This window comes from Kitasatospora sp. NPDC034533 (assembly GCF_055575155.1).
On the sequence record NZ_JBVITE010000008.1, the window covers coordinates 132,987 to 158,646 of the forward strand.

Here is a 25,660-nt window from a genome sequence, read left to right on the forward strand (position 1 = left end):
CTGATTACTTGGCGTCGCTACGGTCGAGCGCAGTGCGGATGAGGTCGGAGATGTCCATGTTCTTGATCGCCGAGGCGCGGTCGGCCTCGGGTTCGGCCGGCGCGGCGGCCTGGGCCTGGGCCTGGGCGGCGTCGCCGGGGGCGGCCTCGGAGAGCTTCAGCAGCCGCTCCAGCAGTCCGGCCTCGCGGAGCCTGGCCACCGGGATGCCGGCCAGCAGCTCGGCCACCCTGGCGTCGTCGGGTTCCTCGGCCGCCGCCTCGGTGCGCTGCGGGCGCAGCCTGTCCAGCAGGTACGCGGCCAGCGCCGCCGGGGTGGCGTAGTCGAAGATCATCGTGGACGGCAGGCGCAGCCCGCTGACGGCGTTGAGCTTGTTGCGCAGCTCCACCGCGGCGAGCGAGTCGAAGCCCAACTCGGTGAAGGCGCGCCGGGGTTGGACGGCCGCCGGGCCGTCGTGGCCGAGGACGGCGGCCACCTGGGAGCGGACCGCCTCCAGCACCGCGTGCTCGTGGTCGGCGGCCGGCAGGGTGGCCAGCCGCTGGGCCAGCGAGGCCGCGGCGCCGGTGCCCGCGGAGCCGGCGGCGGTGGCCGCGTCCCGGCGCACGGCGGGCCGCACCAGGGTGCGCAGCACGGCGGGGACGGACTCGCCGCGCTCGCGCAGCGCCGCCAGGTCGAGGCGGACCGGCACCAGGGTGGGGCGCCCGGCGCGCAGCGCCGCGTCGAACAGGGCCAGCCCCTCGGCCGGGTCCAGCGCGCCGATGCCGGAGCGCTCGATCCGCTCCCGCTCGGCCTCGCCGAGCTGGCCGCCCATGCCGCCGGCTCCCGCCCACAGGCCCCAGGCCAGCGCGGTGGCCGGCAGGCCGGCCGCCGTCCGCTGCTCGGCCAGGGCCTCCAGGAAGACGTTGGCGGCCGCGTAGTTGCCCTGCCCGGTGGCGTCCAGGGTGCCGGCGACCGAGGAGAACAGCACGAACCGGCCGATCTCCCGGTCCGCCGTCAGTTCGTGCAGGTGCCAGGCGCCGTCGACCTTGGGCCGCAGCACCGGGTCGATCCGCTCGGGGGTCAGCGAGCCGAACAGGGCGTCGTCCAGCACGCCCGCGGTGTGCACCACGCTGTGCACCGGGTGCTCGGCGAGCAGCTCGGCCAGCGCGGCCCGGTCGGCGACGTCGCAGGCCACCACGGCCGCCTCGGCGCCGAGTTCGGCCAGCTCGGCCCGCAACTCCCGGGCCTCGGGGGCCTGGAGGCCGCGGCGTCCGGCCAGCACCAGGCTGCGCACGCCGTGCTCGGTGACCAGGTGCCGGGCCACCAGCGCGCCCAGCCCGCCGGTGCCGCCGGTGATCAGCACGGTGCCCCACTCGGGGTCCTCCTGCTCGGCCGGCGGCAACTGGACCCTGGCCAGGCGCGGCACCAGGACGGCCCGTTCGCGCAGCACCAGTTCGCCCTCACCGGAGTCGAGGGCGGCGGCGAGCAGCGGCAGGGTGAGATCGCCGTCGCTCTCCACCAGGACGATCCGGCCCGGGTCCTCGGCCTGCGCCGCGCGGACCAGGCCGCGCACGGCGGCGTCCGCCAGGCCCCGGCCGGTCAGCACCACCAGCGTGGCCTTGGCGTACCGGTCCTCGCGCAGCCACTCCTGGACGGGGCCGAGCACGGTCCGCAGGACGGCGCGCACCCCGTCCGGCACCGGCTCTCCGGCCGACGTCGGCACCGGCAGCAGCAGCACGTCGGGGACGGCGTCGCCGAGCGCGGCCAGGTCCGGGTGGACGGGCAGGCCGAGGCCGAGACCGTCGCCGCCGAGCACCGCGAACTGCCGGTTGCCGACGCCCTGGGGGGCCAGGTCGGGGCGGGGGGTCAGCTCCACGGCGTACAGCGAGTCCTGCTGGGGGCCGAACTGTCCGGCCGCCACCGGGCGGGTCACGAAGGAGGAGACGGTGGCGACCGGGACTCCGGCGCCGTCGGCCAGCTCGATCCGGATGCCGTCGCCGTCCTGGCGGGTCAGCCGCACCCGGGCCGCCGAGGCGCCGCCGGTGTGCAGTTCGACCCCGTTCCAGGCGAACGGGAGCAGCACCTTGCCGTCGGCCGGCGCCTCGCGCCCCTCGTCCAGCAGCGAGGTGGCGTGCAGGGCGGCGTCCAGCAGGGCGGGGTGCAGGCCGAAGCGGGCGGCGTCGGGCCGTTCGGCGGCGGGCAGTTCGAGCTCGGTGAAGACCTCCTCGCCGCGCCGCCAGGCCGCCTTGACGCCCTGGAAGGCCGGGCCGTACTGGTAGCCCTCGGCGCGCATCCGCTCGTACAGGCCGGTGACGTCGACCTCGGTCGCGCCGGCCGGCGGCCACTGGGCGGACGGCTCGGGGCGGGCCTCGCCGCGCTCCGCGAGCAGGCCGGTGGCGTTGGTGGTCCAGGCGGCGTCCTCGGAGCCCGCCGGGCGGGAGAAGACCTGGACGGCTCCGCCGCGCCCGGCGACGACCTGGAGCTGGACGGCGCCCGACTCCGGCAGCAGCAGCGGTGCCTGGAGGGTGAGCTCCTCCAGGACGGGCAGGCCGAGCAGGTCACCGGCCCGGATCGCCAGGTCGACCAGGGCCGTTCCCGGCAGCAGGACGGTGCCGAGGACGGCGTGCTCGGCCAGCATCGGGTGGGTGGCGCGCGAGACCCGCCCGGTCAGCACCACCTCGTCGGAGGCGGCCAGCCGGATCTCGGCGCCGACCAGCGGGTGGTCCACCGGCGCCTGGCCGAGGCTGCCCGCGTCGCCCTTGGCGGCCGGCGCGTCCAGCCAGAACCGCCGGTGGTGGAAGGCGTAGGTCGGCAGCTCGACCGGCCGGGGGGTGTAGTCGCCGTAGAGCGCGGGCCAGTCCAGCGCGGCGCCGCGGGTGTGGGCCAGCGCGACGGCGCCCAGCAGCTCCGCGACCTCGGGCTTGCCCTTGCGGGCGACCGAGGTGAAGACCGCCGGCGCGTCCTCGGCCAGGCAGTCCGGGCCCATGGCGCTCAGCACCGCGTCCGGGCCCAGCTCCAGGAAGGTGGTGACGCCCTGCTCGGCCAGCGCGGCGACGGCGTCGGCGAAGCGCACGCTCTCCCGGACGTGCCGGACCCAGTACTCGGGGCTGCGCAGCTCCGCCGGGCTCGCCGGGCGGCCGGTCAGGGTGGAGACGATCGGGATGGCCGGCTCGGCGTAGTCGAGTTCGGCCAGCACCGCGCCGAACTCGGCCAGCATGCCGTCCATCCGGGGCGAGTGGAAGGCGTGCGAGACGGTCAGCCGCTTGGAGCGCTCGAAGCGGGCCGCGAGCTCCAGCACCGCCTCCGTGTCACCGGAGAGCACCACGGAGCGCGGTCCGTTGACCGCGGCGATGCTGACCCGCTCGTCCAGCAGCGGCAGCACCTCGGCCTCGCCGGCCCGCACCGCGACCATCGCGCCGCCCTCGGGCAGCGCCTGCATCAGCCGGCCCCGGGCGGCGACCGCCTTCGCCGCGTCCGCCAGCGACCAGACGCCGCTGACGTGGGCGGCGGCCAGCTCGCCGATGGAGTGGCCGGCCAGGAAGTCCGGGCGCAGGCCGAAGGACTCCAGCAGCCGGAAGAGCGCCACCTCGGTGGCGAACAGCGCGGCCTGGGTGTGCTCCGTCCGGCTCAGCAGCTCGGCGTCCGTGCCGAAGACCACCTCCTTGAGCCCGCCGTCGAAGTGGGCGGCGACGGCGTCGAAGTGCTCGGCGAAGACCGGGAAGGCCTCGTACCACTGGCGTCCCATGCCGGGGCGCTGCGAGCCCTGGCCGGAGAAGAGGAAGGCCAGGGCGCCCTCGTCGACGGTGCCGGTGACCAGCCCGGGGGCGTCCGTACCGGCGCTCAACGCGGCCAGGGCGGCGTCGAGTTCGGCGCGTTCGCCGGCCAGCACCACGGCGCGGTACGGGTGGGCGCCACGGGTGGTGGCCAGGGCGAGGCCCAGGTCGGCGAGCGGGAGGTCCGCCACGCCGGCCAGCCGCTCGGCCTGGGCGGCCAGCGCCTCGGGGCTGCGGGCCGAGACCGGCAGCGCCACCAGGGTGGGCGGGGTGCCGGTGGCCGGCGCCTCCTCGGCGGCCGGTGCCTGCTCCAGGATGACGTGGGCGTTGGTGCCGCTGATCCCGAAGGAGGAGACGCCGGCCCGGCGCGGACGCCCGGCCTCGGGCCACTCCCGGGCCTCGGTCAGCAGCTCGACGGCGCCCGCCGTCCAGTCCACCTGGTCCGAGGGGGCGTCCACGTGCAGGGTCCTGGGCAGCACGCCGTGGCGCATCGCCTCGACCATCTTGATCACACCCGCCACGCCCGCGGCGGCCTGGGTGTGGCCGATGTTCGACTTGATCGAGCCCAGCCACAGCGGCCGGTCCGCCGGGCGGTCCTGCCCGTAGGTGGCCAGCAGCGCCTGGGCCTCGATCGGATCACCCAGCGTGGTGCCGGTGCCGTGCGCCTCCACCACGTCCACGTCCGCGGCCGACAGCCCGGCGCCGGCCAGCGCCTGACGGATCACCCGCTGCTGCGACGGCCCGTTGGGGGCCGTCAGCCCGTTGGACGCACCGTCCTGGTTGATCGCGCTGCCGCGCACCACGGCGAGCACCCGGTGCCCGTTGCGCTCGGCGTCCGAGAGCCGCTCCAGCACCAGCATGCCGACGCCCTCGCCCCAGCCGGTGCCGTCGGCCGCGGCCGCGAAGGACTTGCAGCGCCCGTCGGCGGCCTGGCCGCGCTGGCGGCTGAAGTCGATGAAGGTGTCGGGGGTGGACATCACGGTGACGCCGCCGGCCAGCGCGAGGGTGCACTCTCCGCCGCGCAGCGCCTGGGCGGCCAGGTGCAGGGTGACCAGCGAGGAGGAGCAGGCGGTGTCGACGGTGACGGCCGGTCCTTCGAGCCCGAGCGCGTAGGCGACCCGGCCGGAGACCACGCTGCCGAGGGTGCCGTTGCCGAAGTAGGCGGCCACCTCCTCGGGGGCGTCGGTGAGCCAGCTGCCGTAGTCGTGGTACATCACGCCGGCGAACACCCCGGTCGCCGTCCCGCGGACCGTCGCCGGGTCGATGCCCGCGCGCTCGAACGCCTCCCAGGAGACCTCCAGCAGCAGGCGCTGCTGCGGGTCCATCGCGACCGCCTCGCGCGGGCTGATGCCGAAGAAGTCGGCGTCGAACTCCGCCGCCCGGTAGAGGAACCCGCCCTCGCGGGAGTAGGTCTTGCCGGGGGTGCCGGGCTCCGGGTCGAAGATCGCCTCGGTGTCCCAGCCGCGGTCGGTGGGGAACTCCGCGATGGTGTCGACGCCGTCGGCGACCAGCCGCCACAGGTCCTCGGGCGACTCGACGCCGCCGGGGTAGCGGCAGCTCATCCCGACGATCACGATCGGGTCGGCGTCGCCACCGGCGGGCGCCGCCACCGGTGCGGCCGGTGCCTCGGGCTCGCTGCCGAACAGGGTGTCGCGGATGTGCTCGGCCAGCACCTTCGGCGCCGGGTAGTCGAAGACGAGGGTGGCCGGAAGCCGCAACCCGGTCGCCGAGTTGAGGCGGTTGCGCAGTTCCACGGCGGCCAGCGAGTCGAAGCCGATCTCGGTGAACGCCCGGGTCGGGCTGATCGCCGCCGCGCTGTCGTGCCGCAGCACGGCCGCCACCTCGGTGCGGACCAGCTCCAGCAGGGTGCGGTCCCGGTCGGCGGCGGGCAGCGCGCCCAGGGCCCCGGCGGCGGCCAGGTCACGGGTGCCGCGGGCGGCCGCGGCCCGGCGGTTGACCGGCCGCACCAGGCCGCTGAGCAGCGCCGGGATGCCGTCCGTGCGGCCCCGCACGGCGGCGGCGTCCACCTCGACGGGGACGACCCGGGCCTCGCCGGTGCGCACCGCGGCGTCGAACAGGCGCAGCGAGTGCGCCGCGTCGAGTCCGGGCAGTCCGTAGCGGGCGATCCGGGCCAGTGTCGCCTCGTCGAGCGCGGCGCCCATGCCGGCCTCGCCGGTCCACAGGCCCCAGGCGAGGGCGGTGGCGGGCAGGCCCAGCGAGGCGCGGTGCTCGGCCAGCGCGTCCAGGAAGGCGTTGGCCGCCGCGTAGTTGCCCTGCCCGGCGCCGTCGAGGACGGCGGCGAGCGAGGAGAACAGCACGAAGGCCCTGAGGTCCCGCCCGGCGGTGAGTTCGTGCAGGTGGCAGGCGCCGTCCACCTTGGCCCGGAACACCTCCGCGAGCGCCTCCTCGGTGAGCGAGCCGATCACGCCGTCGCGGACCGTGCCGGCCGCGTGGACCACCGAGTCGACCGGGTGGGCGGCGAGCAGCGCGGCCACCGCGTCGTGGTCACCGACGTCGCAGCCGGCCACGACCACCTCGGCGCCCGCCGCGGCCAGTTCGGCCTGGAGTTCGGGCGCGTGGCCGCGGCGGCCGGCCAGGACCAGGCTGCGCACGCCGTGCTCGGCGACCAGGTGGCGGGCCAGCAGTCCGCCCAGGCCGCCGGTGCCGCCGGTGATCAGGACGCGTCCCCAGTCGGGCGCCGGGTGGGCCGCCGAGGGCAGGACGGCCAGCCGGGGGGCGGTGAACTCACCGTCCAGCAGGGAGAGTTCCGGCTCTCCGGTGGCGAGCGCGGTGGACAGCTCGGCCTCGGTGGGCAGATCCGGGTGCTCGATCAGGACGAGGCGGCCGGGGTTCTCCGCCTGGGCCGAGCGCACCAGGCCGCGCACGGGCGCCTCGGCGAGCGCGGGCGAGGTGACGACCACCAGGGTGGCGCCCGCGAAGCGGTCCTCGGCCAGCCAGGCCTGGAGCACCCGCAGCACCCGGGCGGTGGCGTTCCTCGCCGCGAACGCGAGCTCCTCGGGGCCGGCCGCCGCGCGCAGCACCACGGCCTGCGGCAGCGGGTCGGCGAGACCGGTGAGGTCCTCGCCGTCCAGCACCGCGATCCGCAGCCGCTGCGGCTCGGCCGGCAGCCCCAGGGGCGACTGCCGTACGGCGTAGAGGACTTCGCCGTCCGAGACCGGGCGGGAGACCAGGCCCCGTACGGTGGCCAGCGGCGCGCCGGTGGCGTCGGCGAAGTCCAGCGCGAGGGTGTCCTTGCCCGGGCGGGAGATCCGCACCCGCACCGAGGCGGCGCCGGCGGCGTGCAGCGAGACCCCGGTCCAGGCGAACGGCACCAGTACCTCGGCGCGGGGCTCGGCGTCCAGGTCGGCGGCGTGCAGGGCGGCGTCCAGCAGCGCCGGGTGCAGCCCGAACCCGGCCGCGTCGGCGACGAGTTCGGCGGGGAGCTCGACCTCGGCGAAGACCTCGCCGCCCTGCCGCCAGGCGGCCCGCAGGCCCTGGAAGGCCGGGCCGTAGCCGTAGCCCTGGGCCGCCAGCGTCCGGTAGACGCCGGTGAGGTCGATCGGCTCGGCGCCCCGCGGCGGCCAGTTGTCCAGCGGCCGGGGCAGCGGTTCGGCCTCGGGGGCCAGCACACCGCTGGCGTGCTGGGTCCACCGCCCGGCGTCCGCGCCGTCCGTCCGGGAGTGGATGGTCAGCCGGCGGCGCCCGCTCTCGTCGGGCTCCCCCACCGCGACCTGGATGCCCGCGCCGCCCTCGGCGGGCAGCACCAGCGGGGCGCCCAGGGTGAGTTCCTCGATCGCGCCGGCGCCGACGTGGTCGCCGGCGCGCACGGCCAGCTCGACGAAGGCGGTGCCGGGGAAGAGCACCCGCCCGGCGATGACGTGGTCGCCCAGCCAGGGCTGGGTCCGCAGCGAGAGGTGCCCGGTGAGCACCACGCCGTCCGCGCCGACGGCCACCACCGCGCTCAACAGCGGGTGCCCGGCCGGGAGTTGGCCGAGGTCGGCGAGGTCGGCGCGGGCCGAGCCCGGCTCCAGCCAGAACCGCTTGCGCTGGAACGGGTAGGTCGGCAGCTCGACCGGGCGCCCGTCCCGGCCGGCGTGGAAGCGCGCCCAGTCCACCGGCACCCCGGCCCGGTAGGCCTCCGCCAGGGCCGACAGGGCCTGCCGCGGCTCGGGGTGCTCGCGGCGCAGCAGCGGGGCGAAGACGGCCGGGGAGCCGTCCAGGCACTCCTGGCCCATGGCGCAGAGCACGCCGTCCGGGCCGATCTCCAGGAAGGTGCCGACCCCGGCGCCGGCCAGCCAGTCCATCGCCCCGGCGAACCGCACCCGGGCGGCGACGTGCTCGACCCAGTACTCGGGCGTCGCCACCGCGTCGGGGCACAGCTCGCCGGTGACGGTGGAGACGATCGGGATCTTCGGCGCGGCGTACGTCAGGACCTTCGCGATCCGGCGGAACTCGGTGAGCATCGGCTCCATCAGCGGCGAGTGGAAGGCGTGGCTCACCCGCAGCCGCTTGGTCCGGTGCCCCGCCCCGGCCAGCTCCCCGGCGATCCGCAGCACCTCCGTCTCGTCGCCGGAGAGCACCACCGCGCGCGGGCCGTTGACCGCCGCGATGCCGACCCGCTCGGTGAGCAGCGGCGTGACCTCGGCCTCGGTGGCCTGCACCGCGACCATGGCGCCGCCGGCCGGCAGCGCCTGCATCAGCCGGCCGCGCGCGGCCACCAGGATGGCGGCGTCCTCCAGCGTGAGGACCCCGGCCACGTGCGCGGCGGCCAGCTCGCCGACGGAGTGCCCGGCCAGGTAGTCGGGGCGCAGGCCCCAGCTCTCGGCCAGCCGGAACAGCGCGACCTCGACGGCGAACAGGGCCGGCTGGGCGTACTCGGTGCGGTGCAGGAGTTCGGCCTCGGGCGAGCCCTCGGCGGCGAACAGCACCTCGGTGAGCGGCAGGTCCAGCTGGAGGTCCAGGTAGCCGCAGGCCCGCTCCAGGGCTTCGGCGAACACCGGGAAGGCGTCGCGCAGTTCGCGGCCCATCGCCAGGCGCTGGCTGCCCTGCCCGGTGAACAGGAAGGCGAGCTTGCCGGCGCCGGCGACGCCGGTCGGGGCGGTGCCGGAGGCGATGGCGCTCAGCGCGGCGTGCAGCTCCGCGCGGTCCTCGGCGACGATCGCGGCGCGGTCGGCCAGGCCGGCCCGGGTGGTGGCCAGGGCCCGGGAGAGGTCGGCGAGGTGGACCTCGTCTCCGTCCAGCAGCGGGAGCAGGTCCGCGGCCCGGGCGCGCAGTGCCCGCTCGCCGCGCGCCGACAGCACGTACGGCAGCACGCCGGGGCCGGCCGGGTCGGCGGCGGGCTCCTCGGCGGGCGGCTGCTCGGCCTCGGCGTCGTGCTCCAGCAGGACGTGGGCGTTGGTGCCGCTGACGCCGAAGGAGGAGACGCCCGCGCGGCGCGGCGCCCCGGTCCGCGGCCACGGCCGGCCCTCGGTGAGCAGTTCGACCGCGCCGGCCGACCAGTTGACGTGCGGGCTCGGGGCGTCGATGTGCAGGCTCTTCGGCAGGTAGCCGTTGCGCATGCTGAGCACCATCTTGATCACCCCGGCCACGCCGGCGGCGCCCTGGGTGTGGCCCAGGTTGGACTTGGCCGAGCCGAGCAGCAGCGGCGCGTCCTCGGGCCGGTCCTGCCCGTAGGTGGCGATCAGCGCGGTGGCCTCGATCGGGTCGCCGAGCGTGGTGCCGGTGCCGTGCGCGTCGACGGCGTCCACCTCGTCGGCCCGCAGGCCGGCGTTGGCCAGGGCCTGGCGGATCACCCGCTGCTGGGAGGTGCCGCTGGGCGCGGTGAGTCCGTTGCTGGCGCCGTCCTGGTTGACGGCCGAGCCGCGCACCACGGCCAGCACCCGGTGGTTGTTGCGCCGGGCCTCGGAGAGCCGTTCCAGGACCAGGACGCCGACGCCCTCGGCGAAGCCCGTGCCGTCCGCCGCGGCCGCGAAGGCCTTGCAGCGGCCGTCGGGGGCCAGGCCGCGCTGGCGGCTGAAGGCGGTGAAGACGCCCGGGCCGCCCATCACGGCGACGCCGCCGGCCAGCGCCAGCGAGGACTCGCCGGCGCGCAGCGACTGGCAGGCCAGGTGGATCGCGACGAGCGAGGCCGAGCAGGCGGTGTCCACGGTGACCGCGGGGCCCAGCGCGCCGAGCACGTAGGCCACCCGGCCGGAGATGACGCTGGGGGCGTTGCCGGTCAGCAGGTAGGCGTCCAGGCCGTCGGGGGCCTCGTGCAGCCGCGGGCCGTACTCCTGCACCTCGGCGCCGAAGAACATCCCGGCCTCGGTGCCGCGCAGCGCCAGCGGGTCGACCCCGGCGTGCTCCAGGGCCTGCCAGGCGGTCTCCAGGACGAGTCGCTGCTGGGGGTCCATGCCCAGCGCCTCGCGCGGGCTGATGCCGAAGAAGTCGGCGTCGAACTCGGTGGCGGTGTCGATGAACCCGCCGCGCCGGACGTAGCTGCTGCCGGGGGTCTCCGGGTCCTCGTCGAAGAGCCGGTCGAGGTCCCAGCCGCGGTCCTCGGGGAAGTCGGAGAGCACCTCGCCGCCGTCGCGCAGCAGCTGCCAGAGCCGCTCCGGCGAGTCGACGCCGCCCGCGAACCGGCAGCCGATGCCGACGATCGCGATCGGCTCTGCCCCAGCCTGGTGGCCGGGAGGTGCCCCCATGCCGGCGCCGAGGTTGGCGGTCGGGGCCGGTTCGGGGGTGACGGCGCCGAGCGCCCCGGCGAGCAGCCGGTCGACCAGCGCGGCCGGGGTCGGGCACTCGTAGACCACGGTGACCGGCAGGTCGAGGCCGGTGGCCGCGACCAGGCGGGCCTGGAGGTCGACCGAGGCCAGCGAGTCGAAGCCGAGCTCGGTGAAGGCGAGCGCGGTGTCCAAGGTGTCGGCGGCCTCCGGGCGGGCGGCCTTCAGCGCCGCCACCGCCGTACGGCTCACGAGGTCGAGAACCAACCGCCGGTGCTCCGACGGCGCGGCGTCGGCCAGCAGCCGGGCCAGTACTGAATCGGACCTGGACTCATTCATCCGCGCATCTCCACATTCGGCCAAGACCGTTTGGCAAAAGAACAGTTACGCGGGGGCGGCGGCGCCCACCCGCGCCTCGCCCCCGTCATGCCGCGCCGCTCCCGGGGCCCGGGCCGGCTCAGGCGGCGCCGCCGGCGAGGGCGTGGCCCTGCCCGGCGGCGATCGCTTCGTCATCGAACTTCCAGCGGACGTAGGACAGCGACCCCAGCAGCTCGCCGGACGTCACGGTGCGGGACTCGCCGGCCTCCACCACTCCGGCCAGCGGCAGCCGGCCGGTGTCCGCCCAGCGCAGCCGCCCCTCGCCGTCGATGTAGCTGCGGGTGCGCCCCTGGTTGTCGGGGTGCAGGCAGTAGGGGATGTCCAGGTACCCGCGCTGGAAGGCCAGCAGCACCGCCCGGCCGACGTCCGGGTCCAGGTTCAGCACCGCGGACACCAGCGCCGCGGCCTCCGCGTAGGTCTGCGAGTCGCCGCCGTCGTCCGCGATCCGCTCGGTGCGGGCCGCCCGGGCGGCCGCGTGCTCCAGCGCGCTGACGTTCTCCGCCACCGTCGGGATGCGGACGGACTCGGCGACGGTCTTCACGATCAGCCGCTCGGAGCCGGTCGCGGCGGCCAGCTCGGCCGCGTCGCCGAGCAGGGCGAGCGCGCCGTGCGGCGTGGTGGGGTAGACCCCCATGTACGCGTAGATGACGACGTGCCAGTCGGTGTCCGGCAGCAGTTCGGCGAGGAGCCGGCGCAGCGCGAACACCGCCTCCACGTCCTGCTGCTGGTGCGTCTGCTGGGCGTAGCTGGCCGAGATCGAGCGCAGCCCGTGCTGGTGGAAGAACAGCGCTTCGAGCGCGCTGATCGCCACCAGCTGGCCGGGCGGGCAGAGCTGGCCGAGCATGCAGCCGCCGAAGGTCTCCAGGTGCGGGTCACGCCCGATCTCGCGCAGCCGGGCGAAGAGGTCGCAGGAGCGCGACCAGTTCTCCACCGACTCGCGCAGCGGGATGCGCCCGTACGGGAGGCAGTAGGAGACCGGACCGCCCTCCGAGGCGTCCAGCCCGACCCGCATCAGCGAGCGGAAGATGTCCAGCGGCGCGGCCGAGCCGTGCCGGACCTGCACCGGGAAGTCCGGGCCGTGGATGCCGTCCAGCACCCACCTGGTGGTCTCCAGGTCATGGCTGACGATCGGGTAGCCGTTGAGCGACACGCCTTCCAGCAGGGCGAGTTCGGCGGACTCCAGGTCGTTCACCCGGGTGTAGCTGTCCAGGGTGACGGTGCCGACCGTACGGCCGGCGGCACCCTTGGTGGCCAGCAGTCCGGCCCGCATCAGCTCCGGGTCGCTCATCCCCATCCGGGGCTGCACCACGAGTTCGCCCGCCCGGTGCGCCCGGCGGACGAACGCGCCGAAGCCGCCGGCCGTGGCGACCTCGCCGAAGCCGTCGGCCCCGGCGAGCCCGCCCGAGCCGTGGAGTCCGCCGACCTCGCCCCCGCTCACGTCAGCACCCGCTGCGGGAGCGAGTCGAGCAGCCGCCGGAACGAGGCGATGCCCTCCGCCCCGTCGTCGAAGACCGCGTCGTAGCCCGCCGCGACCAGCTCGGCCAGCTGCTCGGCGCTCTGGGCGCCGGCGATGCCGAGCTTGCCGCCGATCACGGCCGGGACGGCGCTCAGCTCGGCGCGCTCGCGCACCTTGCCGATCATCCGGATGCCGTCCTGGTAGCCGTGCCCGTTGACGCTGCTGACCACCAGCAGCGCCGGACGGCGGGCCAGCGTCTCGCTCACCAGCAGGTCGGTGGGCACGCACGGGCCCAGGTTGACCACGTCGAACCCCAGCTCCTCCAGCAGGAGCTGGAGGAAGACCAGGTTCCAGGTGTGCGAGTCGGAGGTGCCGCCCGCGACGATCACCGTCGCGTCCCGCTTGACCGCGGCGGGCGCGTTCCGCTCGGCCACCGCGGGCAGGTTCGGGGCGGCGGGCGCGCTCCGCCCGGTGGGCAGCGCCATCACAGCTCCCGGCCGAGCTGGTAGGAGCGGACGTGCTCGATCCGCGACACCGAGACCAGTTCCTCGCCGCGGACCACGACCTCGGCCGGAGCCGGGCGGCCGAGGAACATCAGCAGGCTGGCCGTCGGGCCGTAGGCGCCGGCGTTGGGGATGCTGACCACGTCCCCCGGCGCCAGCGCGGGCAGCTCGATGTCCCGGCCGAGGACGTCGCCCGGGGTGCACAGCGGGCCGACCAGGCTGGCGATCTGCTCCAGCGGGATGCCGTCGTCCTCCAGGCGCACCGAGACCGGCATGATCCGGCCCAGCCCCGACATGCCGCCGAAGGTGTTGATCCCGCCGTCCAGGATCACGAAGCGCCGGCCGCGGCTCTCCTTGAGGTTGACCACGCCGACCATCAGGGTGCCGCTGTCGCCGACCAGGTAGCGCCCGGACTCGACGGCGAACTTCACCTCGCCGGTGCGCCAGCCGGGGAACCACTCGTCCAGCGAACCCGCCATCGCCTCACGGAGGTCGCCGTACACCGGCCGCTCGCCCCGGACCGCGTACGGCACCGAGAAGCCGCCGCCGATGTCGACGAAGCGGAAGCGCGTGCCCAGCTCCTCCTGCACCCGGGCGGCCACCTCGATGGTGTGCCGGAACTCCCCGATCAGGCTCTCCTCGTCCTTGGCGTTGCTGAGCGGGAAGAAGTGCGCGCCCGCCACGTCGGTGCCCGGCACGTCGAAGAGCTGCTCGCGCAGCCCCGGCAGCGTCTCGCTGTCGAAGCCGAACTGCGAGGGCACCCCGGTCATCCGGATGCTGGAGGTCGCGCTGGCGCTGGCGCTGTTGACCCGCAGCAGGCAGGTGGCGACCACGCCGAGCCGGGTGGCGACCGCGCCGACGTTGCGCAGGTCGCCCAGCGACTCGACGGAGAAGAGCCGCACCCCGGCGCCCAGCGCCTCGGTCAGCTCCTCCTCGGTCTTGCCGGGGCCGGTGTAGAGGATCTCGGCGCCCTCGAAGCCCGCGCGCAGCACGGCGGCGAGCTCGCCGGTGGAGCTGATCTCCGCCCGGCAGCGCCGGCCCTCGCCGGCGCGCATCTCGCGCAGCAGCTCGGGGTGCGGGTTCGCCTTCGCCGCGTAGAAGAGCTCGACGCCCTCGGGCAGCGCGGCGAACAGGTCGCGTCGGGCGGCCGCGATCCGGTCCAGGTCGTAGACGTACGACGGAGTACCGAAGCGCTTGGCGAGCTCGGCGTAGCCAGTCACGGGGTGGCCCCTTCGAAGAGTTGAGCGAGCTTCTGGCGGTCGTGCTTGCCGTGCAGGGTCAGCGGCAGTTCGTCGACCACCCGGCACAGACCCGGCACCTTGGCGGGCTCCAGGCGCAGCGACAGCTCCCGCAGCACGGTGTGCGGCGCCAGGTCGCCGACCACGCAGACCGCGAGGTCGCGGCCGTCGGCGGGCGGCAGCGTCGCGGCGGCCTGGACACCGGGGATGTCCATCGCGGCGGCCTCGATCTCGATCGTGCTCATCCGCACGCCCTTGCGCTTGAACATGTCGTCCCGGCGGCCCTCGTAGTAGAGGAAGCCGTCCTCGTCCACGCTGCCGAAGTCACCGGTGTGCAGGCGCCGCCGCCCGCTGACCGGGTCGGTGCGGAAGGCCTTGGCGGTGAGCTCGGGAGCCCGCCAGTAGCCGGGCATCACGTGCGGGCCCTCGACCACGATCTCGCCGGCCGAGCCGGTGGGCACCTCGTTGCCGTCCTCGTCGAGGATCAGCACCCTGGTGCCCGGCAGCGGACGGCCCACCGAGGTGGGCTTGCTGTCCTCGAACTCGGGCGGCAGTACGGAGATCCGCTTGCACTCGGTCTGGCCGAACTGGCGGATCACCTGGGCGCCGGGGAAGGCCGTGCGCAGCGCGTCCACGGTGGTCTTCGGCAGCGCGGCCCCGGTGTTGGTGAACATCCGGACCCTGGACTCGCCGCCCGGGTCGCGCTCGGCGAGGGAGCAGATCATCGCCGCCAGCGAGGGCACGATCGGCACCACGGTCGCGCCGCTCTCGCGGATGCGCCGCAGCAGCACCAGGTCCGAGTCGGTGTCGGCCAGCACGAGTTCCGAGCGGCCGAGCGCGGCGAGCAGGATCTTGTAGAGCCCGTAGTCCCAGGAGATCGGGAAGCGGCAGAACACCACGTCGTCGGGGCGGTAACCGAGTTCCTGGTTGATCGCCCGGGAGGCGAAGACCATCTGGCGGTGCGGGCAGATCACGCCCTTGGGGGCGGCGGTGCTCCCCGAGGTGTAGACCAGCACGGCGACCTCGTCGGCGTCGACCTCCTGGGCCCGCGAGGCGCGCGCGCCGCTGCTGTGCAGCGCCGTCACCTCGGGCCAGGCCTCGCCGAAGCCCAGCACCTCGACCGGCGTGAGGGCGGCGATCCGCTCCACGGCGGCGTCGGCGACGATCACCAGCCGGGGTTCGGCGTTGCCGAGCACCGACCGCAGGTGGTAGTCCTTCATGCCCGGGTTCAGCGGCACCAGGACGGCGCCGCGCCGGGACGTGCCGTAGAACAGCGCCACCAGCGCCCGGTTGCTGGGCAGTTGGACCAGGACCCGGTCGCCGGGGCGGACCCCGCGCGACTCCAGCCAGGCGTCGACGGCGTGGCTGTACTCGACGAGCTCCCGGTAGGTCCACCGGCCGTCCCGGTCACCGACCGCGACGGCACCGGGCGCGGCGTCCGCCGTAGCCTCGTCGAGCACCCCGTGCACCAGCACGGCCGGCTCGGCCTGCGGTATCGCGTCACCACTCACGGCGTGTGTCCGTCCTCTCCATTGTGAGCCTCACTCGGATGTCGTCGCGGCCTGGAGTGCGAGCTGCTTGCGGTCGATCTTCCGGTTCGAGTTCAGCGGGAACTCGGCCAGGTGCCGGTAGCGCTTGGGGACGATCGCCACCGGCAGCACCTTGCGCAGCTCGCGGGCGAGCAGGGCCGGCGCCACCTCCTCGCCGGTGTAGAAGACCGCCAGCTCCACCGAGCCCTGGGCGGGCACCGCGACGGTGACGGCGTCCTGCACGCCGGGGCAGTCGCGCACCGCGGCGTCCACCTCGGCCAGTTCCACCCGTACGCCGAGCACCTGGACCTGGGCGTCGCCCCGGCCGAGGTAGAGCAGTTCGCCGCCCGCCGCCCGGCGCACCCGGTCCCCGGTGCGGTAGTAGCGCAGGCCGTCGCGGTCGAAGAAGCGGCCCACGTCGTCGTTCGGGTCGAGGTATCCGGCGGTCAACTGCGGACCGGCGATGCACAGTTCGCCTTCGACCTCGTTCTCCTCGCCGTCGGCGCCGAGCAGCAGGTGGCGGTGTCCGCCGTGCACCGAGCCGATCGGCACCATGCCGTTGAGCGCGTCCTCGCCCGCCCAGCGGTGGGCGGCGACGGTGATGGTCAGCTCGGTCGGCCCGTAGAGGTTCTCCAGCGTCGAGTCCGGCGCCGCCGCCAGCCAGTCGCCCGCGTCCTGGCAGCTCAGCGCCTCTCCGGCGAAGAAGCTCCAGCGCAGCGAGGGCATGGCGCCGGGCCCCAGGCCCCCCATCCGCCGCACCAGCGCGATCGCGCTGGGGGTGGAGAACCAGACGGTCAGGCCGTTGTCGGCGATGAACCGCGGCATGTCCCGGTAGGCCTGCGGCGGCGCGACGACCAGCGTGCCGCCGGCTCCCCAGGCGCAGAACAGGTCGAACATCGCGCAGTCGAAGTTGAGGTCGAAGTTCTGCGAGAACACGTCCTCGGGGCCGAAGTCGTACCGCTCGTCGAGCAGGCCGAAGTAGTGGTGGGTGTTGGCGTGGGTGACCGGGACGCCCTTGGGGCGGCCGGTCGAGCCCGAGGTGAACAGGACGTACGCGGTGTCCTCGCCGCGCACCGGCACCGGCTCGGCGAGCGCGCTGCCCGCCGCCGGCTCCACGGCCGGCTGGGGCTGGCCGCCCGGGGCGAACAGCACCGGGACGTCGACGCCCTCCTCCCACAGCCCGGTCAGCGCGGCGAGCGCGTCGTCGTCGGCGATGATCGCGCCGACCCCGCTCGCCTCGATCATCTGCCGGGTGCGGGCGGCCGGGAAGGCCGGCTGGAGCGGGACCATGGTGATCCCGGTGTAGAGGCCGGCCAGGATCGACGTGTACGCCGAGGGGCCCTTGCCCGCCAGCACGCCGATCGCCGCCGGCCGCGACGGCAGGTGGGCCAGCAGCGACCCGGCCAGCAGCAGCGCGCGCTCGTGCAGCTCCTGGTAGGTGAGGCTGGTCCCGCCCGCCCGCACCGCCGGGCGGTCCGCCGACTTGGCGAGTCCGCGCAGGAAGCGCCCGGCCAGCGCGAGGTCCACGGTGTCATCCATCGTGGTGGCCTTTCGTGTCCCCGTCCCGTCAGGCCTGGACGCCGGGCAGCAGGCCCGCCACGGTCTTCCAGAGCACGGCCGGGGTCTCGAAGGTCTCCGGCGTCAGCGCGTCGTCCAGGAAGCGGATGTCGTAGGCGGCCTCCAGCCGGCCCAGCAGCTCGACGGTGCCGAGCGAGTCCAGGCCCAGCTCACGCAGCGGGGTGTCCTCCGTCAGCTGCTCGCCCGGGGGCAGGAAGGGCAGGAAGCCGCGCAGGGTCTCTTCGAACGTCTCGTCCCACATGGTGACTCCATCGGTGTCGTTGGTTCTTCGTCGGGTGTGATCGGCCGACGGCCGGCGCCGGGCGCTCCGGCGCTCAGCCGGTGGCGGGCCGGCGCCTGGGGGTCATCGCCAGCCGGGGGTTGGCCGGCAGGACCTCGAAGTTCGCGGTGGTGCACGAGACCCGGCCGAACAGGCTGTCCGGGCCGGCGACGCAGACCCGCTCGACGCCGAAGCCCTTGAGCCCGGCGAGCGCGTCCGGCCAGCGCAGCGGGCGCGTGACGCTGTCCAGCAGCATGGTGCGCACCTGCTCGGCCGTGGTGAGCAGCGCGCCGTCCTGGTCGGCCACCACCGGCAGCTTCGGGTCGGTGAAGTGCAGGGTGGACAGCACCTCGTGCTCGATCTCGTCCCGCAGCCCGGCGAAGGCGCCCGAGTGCAGCGGCGGACGCATGGTGTAGAGCGGCATCCCGCCGATGGAGCGCAGCCGCTGCTGCATCCACTCCACCCGGGACTCGCGCAGCGAGAGCATGTAGAAGCCCTCGTCGATGTAGCAGGAGATGTCGTGCCACTCGCCCTGCTCGTCCAGCTCGGCGAGGATCTCGCCCAGCTTCTCCTCCGGCGTGCGGACGAAGGAGAGCACCACGACGTCGGTGTGCTCCCGGGCGAAGTAGTCGTCCATGAGGCGGGCGAGTTCGGCGGTCATCCGCACGGCCTCGGCCGCCGGGAGCGCCTGGGCGAAGGCGACCGCCGCCTTCTCGCCGAAGCTGGCCCCGAGGACGGCCTCGGCCTCGACGCCGAGGACGGCCCGCGCCCATTCGGCGCTGGCCAGGCAGTTGACCAGGAAGGCCACCTGGGCGGCCTCGGAGTAGTCGCCCTCGGCCTCGCGGAACGCGTCGACCAGGGAGTAGCCGAGGACCTCGTCGGCGACCGAGACCAGCTCCCGGGCGAACCGGTTGGCCACCATGAACCGGCCGACGTCGCCGAAGGAGGCCGGGCCCATGCCGGGGAAGACCATCGCCGTCCGCTTCGTCACGACCGGGCCTCCCCCGCCGGGCGCACCAGCTCGGCCGGCTGCTGGGCCAGCTCGTCCAGGAAGCCGACCATCACCTCGGTGAAGCGCTCCGACTCCTCCAGGTGCGGGCAGTGGCTGGAGTTCTCGAAGACCTCCCAGCGCACGGTGGGGATGCGGTCGAAGTAGGGCTGCATCGTCACCGGGGTGGCCTCGTCGTACTTGCCGCTGATCAGCAGCGTCGGGGTCCGGATCAGGTCCAGTTCGTCGATGATCGACCAGTCCTTGAGGGTGCCGATCACATGGAACTCGTTGGGCCCGTTCATCGTGTAGTACACGGTCGGGTCGTTGTAGATCTCCATGAAGGAGGAGAGGAAGTCCCTCGGCCAGGGCAGGATCCGGCACACGTGGCGGTCGTAGAAGACCCGCATGGCGGCCAGGTACTCGGGCGACTCGAAGGTCTCGGCCGCCTCGTGGCGCAGCAGGGTCTCCTGCACGTCCGGCGGCAGCTGGGCGCGCAGCACGGCCATCTCGCTGAGCCACAGCGGGTAGGAGGCGGGCGAGTTGGCCACCACCAGGCCGCGCAGTCCGGCCGGCCGGGTCATCGCGTGCTTGGCGGCGAGCAGGCCGCCCCAGGACTGGCCGAACAGCACGTAGTTGTCGGCGATGCCCAACTGGTCCAGGAGGTTGGACAGTTCGGCGGCGAAGAGGTCGACCTTCCAGAAGTCGGCGCCCTTGTTCGGCAGATGGGTTGATCCGCCGTTGCCGATCTGGTCGTAGTGCACCACCGGCCAGCCCCGCTCGGCGAGTTCGGTCAGCTGGAGCAGGTAGTCGTGGGTGCTGCCGGGGCCGCCGTGCACCACCACCACGGCCGGTTTGCCCGCGGTGAGATCGCCGGTGACCCGGTACCAGGTCCGGTACTCCCCGAACGGGACGGTTCCCTTAGCGCTGGGCTCCAGGGGCACGGTAACCACCTTTGTCGACAGACGTGTTCGGGGTGAACGGAATCGTGATCCGGCCCCGACGCTAACGCGCGGCCACGGCCCGACTGGACCCCTAGCGGCCCCTAGGTCGGCCCCTGGGTCGGGGCCGGACCGGACCGGGGTGAACGGACGGCGGCGCAGGCCACACGGGTAGGGGGCGGCAGGGGGTGTGGCGCGGTGATGGCGCCGCCTAACGTGCGAGCAGCGTTCGAATGAGTTCGTTCGAGTCAGTTCGAGAGGGCACCATGACCCAGACTGCCGACCAGGACCGTACGGCCACCGCGCCGCCGGCCTTCCCGATGCCGCGTTCCTGCCCGTTCACCCCGCCGGCGCAGTACGCCGAACTCCGCGAGAAGGAGCCGGTCGCCCGCGCCGTCCTCAAGGTCAACGGCAAGCCCACCTGGCTGGTCAGCACCTACGAGGGCATGAAGAAGGTGCTCGGCGACTCCCGGGTGAGCGCCAACCTCAAGCTGCCCGGCTACCCGCTCCAGGTGCCGGTGCCCGAGGAGATGCTCCAGGCCGTCCCGCTCACCTTCCTCTCCATGGACCAGCCCGAACACACCGTTCAGCGCCGTCTGCTGGCACCGGAGTTCAGCCTGCGCCAGATGCGCGCGCTGCGGCCGCGGATTCAGCAGATCGTGGACGCCCAGATCGACACGATGCTGGCCAAGGGCGGCCCGCAGGACCTGGTGGCCGCGCTCGCCCTGCCGGTGCCCTCGCTGGTGATCTGCGAGCTGCTCGGCGTCCCCTACGAGGACCACCCGCGCTTCGAGCACTGGGCCGGCCAGATCATGAACCAGGACATCAGCGACGCCGAGCGCGGCCTGGCCCACTACGAACTCGACCAGTACGTCGACCAGTTGGTCACCATCAAGGAGACCACGCCGGGCGACGACATGATCAGCCGGCTGATCGCGGCCAACCGCGCCGAGCCCTCCGTCGAGCACTCCGACATCGTGAGCATGGCCCGGCTGATGCTGGTCACCGGCCACGAGACCACCGCCAACATGATCGCGCTGGGCACCCTGGCCCTGCTGGAGCACCCCGAGCAGCTCGAAGCCGTCAAGGCCGACGCCGCCCTGCTGCCCCGGGCCGTCGAGGAGCTGCTGCGCTTCTTCAGCATCTCCGACGCCGGCACCGCCCGGGTCGCGCTGGAGGACATCGAGGTCGAGGGCGTGGTGATCAAGGCCGGCGAGGGCATCCTGCCGCTCAACAACTCCGCCAACCACGACGAGAGCGTCTTCCCCGACGCCGACACCCTCGACATCCGGCGCGAGGCCCGCAGCCACCTCGCCTTCGGCTACGGCATCCACCAGTGCATCGGCCAGAACCTCGCCCGGATCGAGCTGGAGGTCGTCTACGAGACCCTCTTCCGGCGCGTCCCCGGCCTCAAGCTGGCCGTCCCGATGTCCGAGCTCAAGTTCAAGGACGACGCCATCGTGTACGGCATGTACGAACTGCCCGTCACCTGGTGACCCAGACGGATCGATCCGACCAGCCTCGAACCCGACTCCGAGAGGGCACCATGACGACCCAGGACCGCACGGCCGCCGAGCTGCCGAGCTTCCCGATGACCCGCGCCTGTCCGTTCAGCCCGCCGGCGCAGTACGCCAAGCTCCGCGAGACCGAGCCGCTCTCCCAGGCGGTCCTCAAGGTCACCGGCAAGCCCGCCTGGCTGGTCACCACGCACGAGCACGTCAAGGCCGTGCTCGGTGACTCGCGGGTGAGCTCCAACCTCAAACTGCCCGGCTACCCGCACCAGTTCCACATCCCCGAGGAGATGCTGCGCGAGGTCCGCCTCATGCTGCTCTCGATGGACCCGCCGGAGCACACCTCCCAGCGCCGCTACCTGATCCCCGAGTTCACCGCCCGGCGGATGCGCGCGCTGCGCCCCCGGATCCAGGAGATCGTGGACAACCGGATCGACGCGATGCTCGCCAAGGGCGGCCCGGTCGACCTGGTGTCGTCGCTCTCGCTGGCGGTGCCCTCGCTGGTGATCTGCGAGCTGCTCGGCGTCCCCTACGAGGACCACCCGCAGTTCGAGGAGTGGTCGGCGCTGATGATGAACCACGACATCAGCCCGGAGGAGTACGGCGCCGCCGTCATGGGCCTGGACATGTACCTCGACAAGCTGGTCTCCGCCAAGGAGTCCGAGCCCGGCGACGACCTGATCAGCCGCTTCATCGAGAAGAACCGCGAAGAGCCGATCGCCGACCACACCGACATCGTCACCATGGCCCGGCTGATGCTGGTCGGCGGCCACGAGACCACCGCCAACATGATCTCGCTCGGCGTGCTCGGCCTGCTGGAGCACCCCGAGCAGCTCGACGCCGTCAAGGCGGACCCGGAGCTGCTGCCCGGCGCGGTGGAGGAGCTGCTGCGCTTCTTCAGCATCTCCGACTCCGGCACCGCCCGGGTCGCGCTGGAGGACATCGAGATCGACGGCACCGTCATCAAGGCGGGCGACGGCATCCTGTCGCTCAACAACTCCGCCAACCACGACGAGAGCGTCTTCCCGGACCCGGACACCCTCGACATCCGCCGCGAGGAGGCCCGCAGCCACCTCGCCTTCGGCTACGGCATCCACCAGTGCATCGGGCAGAACCTCGCCCGGATCGAGCTGGAGATCGTCTACGGCACCCTGTTCCGGCGCATCCCCGGCCTCAGGCTGGCCGTCCCGATGTCCGAGCTCAGGTTCAAGGACGAGGCGCTGGTCTACGGCGTCCACGAACTGCCCGTCACCTGGTGACCGTCCGGCGCCCGGAGTCCACCCCACAGAGCGAGGAACCACCACCATGCGCGTCAGCATCGACCCCGACCGGTGCGTGTCGGCCGGCCAGTGCGTCATGCTCGCCCCCGACGTCTTCGACCAGGACGAGGACGGCATCGTGACACTGCTCGACGAGGAGCCGCCCGCGGAGCTGCACGCCGTGGTCCGGCAGAGCGCCTCGCTGTGCCCGGTGCGCCTCATCCAGCTCTCCGAGTAGCGACGCACGCCCCCACCCATCGCCCCGCCGGACGCCCCACACGCCCGGCGGGGCTCGGTGCGTCCACGGACGGCGGGCCCGGCCTCAGGGCGTCTGGACGGGGGCTCCCAGCCGGTAGTCGTGGGCGGTGAACGCGGCGGCGACGGCGAAGCGGTCCGCCCGCACGAGCGTCTGGCGCCACTCGACCGGCCGCCCGTCGGTGTCGCGGCCCAGCCGGTCGATCGCCAGCAGCGCGGTGGTCTCCGGGCAGTCCAGCAGGATGCGCTCCCCCCGGCCGGGGACCACGGCGCGGATGCGCTCCCAGCCGCCGCCGATCCGGCTGCCGCAGTGGCGTTCCAGCTCGTCGTAGAGCGAGGTGTGGGTGAAGTCGACGTCCAGCAGCGGGCGGGCCACGTCCGCGGGCAGCCAGATCCGGTCCACGGCCAGCGGCTCCTCGTCCGCCAGCCGGACGCGCTCCAGGTAGACCAGCGGAGTGGACTCCTCCAGGCCCAGCCGGGCGGCGATGACGCCGTCGGCGCGCTGGTCGAGCGCGCGCACCACGCTGCGCTGGACGGCGCCGACCTCCTCGACCGCGCGGAAGAGGCTGTACGCCTCGCCCACGTCCTGCTCCAGCGGGCGGCTCGCGGTGAACCGCGAGACCTTGCCGCGCTGGGCGGTGACGAGGCCCTCCTCGCGCAGTTTGCGCAGCGCCTCGCGGACCGTGTGCCGGCTGACCTGGTACTCGGCGACGAGGTCGAACTCGCCGGGGAAGACGTCGCGGAACTCGCCCGCGTCGAGCCGGCGCAGCAGGTCGGCGCGCAGCTGCGCCCAGAGCGGGCTGCCCGGGGATCGGGTGAGGGGCCTGCGGCCGGGCTCGGAGGTCACGGCGCCGTCCTGGGGATCAGGGGTCGGGTGGGTGGTGCGGGACACCTGGTGAATGGTGGTGCCTCCGGGGGGTCGGCACAAAATCGGACGCCCGCCGGGCGCGGCGGGCGTCCGGCCGGTGGCGGCCGGGGCGGGCGTGGCGGCCGAGGGCGGGCGTGGCGGCCGGGGCCTGCCTCAGACCAGGGCGCCGACCAGCATGCAGCCGGCCACCGCGAGCAGCAGCACGGCGAAGGCCCGTTGCAGGGCGGCGCCGGACAGCGTGGCCGACAGCCGCCTGCCGTCCCACGCGCCGAGGACGGCGGCTCCCACGAAGGGCAGGAAGACCGCCGGGTCGAGGGAGACCCCGGAGACGGTCAGCCGGGTGGCGAGGGAGACGACCGAGTTGAGGACGATGACCACCAGACTGGTGCCGACGGCCGTGCGCATCGGCAGCCGGAGCACCGACACCAGCGCGGGCACCGCGAGGAAGCCGCCGCCGACCCCGAGCAGCCCGGTCACCGCCCCGAGGCCCGCTCCGGCGGCGACCGTGCCCAGCGGCCCGCCCCGGCCGGGCGCCTCCGCGGCCTCCTCCCCGGCCGCCTCCTCCCCGGCCTTGCCCCCGGGCGCCTCCTCCCCGGCCGCCTCCTCGCCGGGCGCCGTCCGTACGGCCCGGGTGCCGCGCAGCATCGCCACGGCGGCCAGCGCCGCCAGTACGGCGAACGCGCAGCTCAGCACCGGCTGCGGGACGCGGTGGGCGAGCACGGACCCTCCGACGGCGGGGAGCACCCCGGCCGCGGCGAACAGGGCGCCGGTCCGCCACCGGACGGTGCCGGTGCCGGTGTGCCGGGCGAGCGCGGTGGCGGAGGTGACGGTGACGATGACCAGGCTGGTCGTCCCGGCCTCGGCGGTCGACAGGCCCAGCAGGTACACCAGGGCCGGAACGGCCAGCACTCCCCCGCCCCCGCCCAGCGCGCCGAGGGCCACGCCGACCGCGGCTCCGCAGAGCAGAGCGGCGATCAGCGCGCTCACGCCGTGACGCCGTCCGGGCCCTGCCCGGCGGGCCGGACGACCTCACCGTTCCAGGCGGCGAAGCCGCCGCGCAGGTCGACGGCCTCGAAGCCGCGGGCCCGCAGCACCGACGCGGCCACCGAGGAGCGGTTGCCTCCCGCGCAGATCACGGTCAGCGGCCGGTCGGTCGGCAACTCGCCCAGGCGGGCGAGGAGTTCGGGCAGCGGGAGGAGCCGGGCGCCGGGCAGGGTGCCCACCTCCCGGATCTCCCCCGGGAGCCGGACGTCCAGTAGCTCGAACTCCCGCCCGGCCCACGGCAGTCGCTCTTCGAGCCGGTCGGCGTCCACCCGGCCGGCGGCGGTCAGGTGCGCGGCGCCGACCGCCTCCACCGGGGCGTCCAGGGCGCCCAGGACCCGGTCGAAGCCGATCCGCGCCAGCCGGTTGCGGGCCTCGACGGCGTCCTCCGGGTCCCCGCACAGGACGATCGGGTCCTGGGCGTCGAGCACCTGGCCGGCGAGTTCGGCGAACCGCCCGCCGAGCGGGAGGTTGACCGCGCCGTACAGGTGGGCGGCGGCGAAGGCCTCCGGATCGCGGGTGTCCAGCACGGTGGCGCCGCCCGCCCGGGCCTCCAGGAACGCCTCCGGGGTGAGCGGCGGGACGGGGGTGTCCTCGTCCAGCACCGGGCGGGCCTGGCGGTTGCGCACCGAGGTGAACGCGAAGTAGGCGGGCACCGCGGGCTGGCCGGCCGTCACCACGGCGACGAACTCGTCCTCGGTCATCTCGGCCAGCGCGTAGTTGCCGCGGCGCTGGTTGCCGATCGTGCAGCTCAGCTCGCTGGAGAGGTTCTTGCCGCAGGCCGATCCCGCTCCGTGCGCCGGGTAGACCCGGGTGTCGTCGGGCAGGGCGAGCAGGCCACGGGTCGAGCGGTAGAGCAGGCGGGCCATCTCCTCGGCGGAGCGGCCGCGCGAACTGAGCAGGTCGGGGCGGCCGACGTCGCCGATGAACAGCGTGTCGCCGGTGAGCACGCCGAACGGGACGGCGTCCCCGGCGTGTTCGCGCACGACGACGCAGATCGACTCCGGGGTGTGGCCCGGCGTGTGCAGGACCTCCAGGTCGACCTCGCCGAGGCCGAGGTGCTCGCCGTCCTCCAGCGGGTCGGTGTCGAAGTCGAGCACGGCGGCGGAGCCGTAGGAGATCCGGGCGCCGGTGCGCTCGGCCAGCTCCAGGTGGCCGGAGAGGAAGTCCGCGTGGACGTGGGTCTCGATGACCCGCTCGATGGTCAGACCGTGCCGCTCGGCGGCGGCCGTGTACTCCCGGACGTCGCGCTGGGGGTCGACCACGACGGCCCGGCCGGTGGTGCGGTCACCGACGAGGTAGGAGGCGTGGGAGAGGCAGTCGAGGTAGAACTGCTCGAAGACCAGGGGTCCGGCGGGCGTCGTCATCGCGTGCTCCTTGGGGGCGGGGGCATGGGTGGGGCGTCG

At 74.5% G+C, this 25,660-nt stretch carries 15 protein-coding genes; 3 read left to right on the forward strand and 12 right to left on the reverse strand.

What is annotated here, in order from left to right; translation table 11 throughout:
- Window positions 1-4: 4 nt before the first annotated feature.
- The 9 genes from ACZ55U_RS08595 to ACZ55U_RS08635 form a co-directional block, all read right to left on the reverse strand.
- The gene (locus ACZ55U_RS08595) at window positions 5-10,789 is read right to left on the reverse strand and encodes an SDR family NAD(P)-dependent oxidoreductase (protein ID WP_465523835.1); all 10,785 of its coding nucleotides are present in this window, start codon (window positions 10,787-10,789) and stop codon (window positions 5-7) included.
- A gap of 118 nt (window positions 10,790-10,907) precedes the next feature.
- Window positions 10,908-12,266, reverse strand: coding sequence for a methylaspartate mutase (locus ACZ55U_RS08600; RefSeq protein WP_465523837.1), 1,359 nt, complete (start codon window positions 12,264-12,266; stop codon window positions 10,908-10,910).
- On the reverse strand, window positions 12,263-12,769 hold the full coding sequence (locus ACZ55U_RS08605; protein ID WP_465523839.1) for a cobalamin B12-binding domain-containing protein: 507 nt from the start codon (window positions 12,767-12,769) through the stop codon (window positions 12,263-12,265). Before ACZ55U_RS08605 ends, ACZ55U_RS08600 begins: the two co-directional genes overlap by 4 nt.
- Window positions 12,769-14,007, reverse strand: a complete 1,239-nt coding sequence (locus tag ACZ55U_RS08610) for a type III PLP-dependent enzyme domain-containing protein (RefSeq protein ID WP_465523841.1) — start codon at window positions 14,005-14,007, stop codon at window positions 12,769-12,771. The genes ACZ55U_RS08605 and ACZ55U_RS08610 overlap by 1 nt, the downstream gene beginning before the upstream one ends.
- Window positions 14,004-15,536, reverse strand: coding sequence for an AMP-binding protein (locus tag ACZ55U_RS08615; protein ID WP_465523843.1), 1,533 nt, complete (start codon window positions 15,534-15,536; stop codon window positions 14,004-14,006). The genes ACZ55U_RS08610 and ACZ55U_RS08615 overlap by 4 nt, the downstream gene beginning before the upstream one ends.
- A 30-nt stretch (window positions 15,537-15,566) precedes the next feature.
- Window positions 15,567-17,093 carry an AMP-binding protein gene (locus ACZ55U_RS08620; RefSeq protein ID WP_465523845.1) on the reverse strand — a complete coding sequence of 509 codons (1,527 nt, stop codon included), beginning with the start codon at window positions 17,091-17,093 and terminating at the stop codon, window positions 15,567-15,569.
- 28 nt (window positions 17,094-17,121) lie between these two features.
- Window positions 17,122-17,373, reverse strand: coding sequence for a phosphopantetheine-binding protein (locus ACZ55U_RS08625; RefSeq protein ID WP_465523847.1), 252 nt, complete (start codon window positions 17,371-17,373; stop codon window positions 17,122-17,124).
- A 73-nt stretch (window positions 17,374-17,446) separates the two neighbouring features.
- On the reverse strand, window positions 17,447-18,364 hold the full coding sequence (locus tag ACZ55U_RS08630) for an ACP S-malonyltransferase (protein WP_465523937.1): 918 nt from the start codon (window positions 18,362-18,364) through the stop codon (window positions 17,447-17,449).
- A 14-nt stretch (window positions 18,365-18,378) separates the two neighbouring features.
- Window positions 18,379-19,323 (reverse strand): proline iminopeptidase-family hydrolase, encoded by a 945-nt coding sequence (locus tag ACZ55U_RS08635; protein WP_465523849.1) that lies wholly within the window; start codon window positions 19,321-19,323, stop codon window positions 18,379-18,381.
- Between the two features lie 263 nt (window positions 19,324-19,586).
- Here ACZ55U_RS08635 and ACZ55U_RS08640 point away from each other — a divergent pair, with 263 nt between their 5' ends.
- The 3 genes from ACZ55U_RS08640 to ACZ55U_RS08650 are packed head-to-tail and all read left to right on the forward strand — an operon-like array spanning window position 19,587 to window position 22,328.
- Window positions 19,587-20,816 carry a cytochrome P450 gene (locus ACZ55U_RS08640; RefSeq protein ID WP_465523851.1) on the forward strand — a complete coding sequence of 410 codons (1,230 nt, stop codon included), beginning with the start codon at window positions 19,587-19,589 and terminating at the stop codon, window positions 20,814-20,816.
- A 50-nt stretch (window positions 20,817-20,866) separates the two neighbouring features.
- The gene (locus ACZ55U_RS08645) at window positions 20,867-22,090 is read left to right on the forward strand and encodes a cytochrome P450 (RefSeq protein WP_465523853.1); all 1,224 of its coding nucleotides are present in this window, start codon (window positions 20,867-20,869) and stop codon (window positions 22,088-22,090) included.
- 46 nt (window positions 22,091-22,136) lie between these two features.
- Entirely contained in the window at window positions 22,137-22,328 is a 192-nt protein-coding gene (locus ACZ55U_RS08650) for a ferredoxin (protein WP_465523855.1), read from the forward strand.
- Window positions 22,329-22,412: 84 nt separating this feature from the next.
- On the opposite strand, the gene ACZ55U_RS08655 is transcribed toward ACZ55U_RS08650, so the two are convergent.
- From ACZ55U_RS08655 to ACZ55U_RS08665, 3 genes are all read right to left on the reverse strand, one after another.
- Complete coding sequence (locus ACZ55U_RS08655) at window positions 22,413-23,237, reverse strand: GntR family transcriptional regulator (protein ID WP_465523857.1); 825 nt, start codon at window positions 23,235-23,237, stop codon at window positions 22,413-22,415.
- Between the two features lie 129 nt (window positions 23,238-23,366).
- On the reverse strand, window positions 23,367-24,200 hold the full coding sequence (locus ACZ55U_RS08660) for a sulfite exporter TauE/SafE family protein (protein ID WP_465523859.1): 834 nt from the start codon (window positions 24,198-24,200) through the stop codon (window positions 23,367-23,369).
- Window positions 24,197-25,621, reverse strand: coding sequence for an MBL fold metallo-hydrolase (locus ACZ55U_RS08665; protein WP_465523861.1), 1,425 nt, complete (start codon window positions 25,619-25,621; stop codon window positions 24,197-24,199). Before ACZ55U_RS08665 ends, ACZ55U_RS08660 begins: the two co-directional genes overlap by 4 nt.
- Window positions 25,622-25,660 lie beyond the last annotated feature (39 nt).

Bases quoted from the DNA above. Each gene is read 5' to 3' on its own strand.
- ACZ55U_RS08650 (WP_465523855.1), top strand. From the start codon at position 22,137: ATGCGCGTCAGCATCGACCCCGACCGGTGCGTGTCGGCCGGCCAGTGC.
- ACZ55U_RS08605 (WP_465523839.1), bottom strand. From the start codon at position 12,769: ATGGCGCTGCCCACCGGGCGGAGCGCGCCCGCCGCCCCGAACCTGCCC.
- ACZ55U_RS08665 (WP_465523861.1), bottom strand. From the start codon at position 25,621: ATGACGACGCCCGCCGGACCCCTGGTCTTCGAGCAGTTCTACCTCGAC.
- ACZ55U_RS08645 (WP_465523853.1), top strand. From the start codon at position 20,867: ATGACGACCCAGGACCGCACGGCCGCCGAGCTGCCGAGCTTCCCGATG.
- ACZ55U_RS08630 (WP_465523937.1), bottom strand. From the start codon at position 18,364: ATGGTCTTCCCCGGCATGGGCCCGGCCTCCTTCGGCGACGTCGGCCGG.
- ACZ55U_RS08595 (WP_465523835.1), bottom strand. From the start codon at position 10,789: ATGAATGAGTCCAGGTCCGATTCAGTACTGGCCCGGCTGCTGGCCGAC.
- ACZ55U_RS08625 (WP_465523847.1), bottom strand. From the start codon at position 17,373: ATGTGGGACGAGACGTTCGAAGAGACCCTGCGCGGCTTCCTGCCCTTC.
- ACZ55U_RS08640 (WP_465523851.1), top strand. From the start codon at position 19,587: ATGACCCAGACTGCCGACCAGGACCGTACGGCCACCGCGCCGCCGGCC.
- ACZ55U_RS08620 (WP_465523845.1), bottom strand. From the start codon at position 17,093: ATGGATGACACCGTGGACCTCGCGCTGGCCGGGCGCTTCCTGCGCGGA.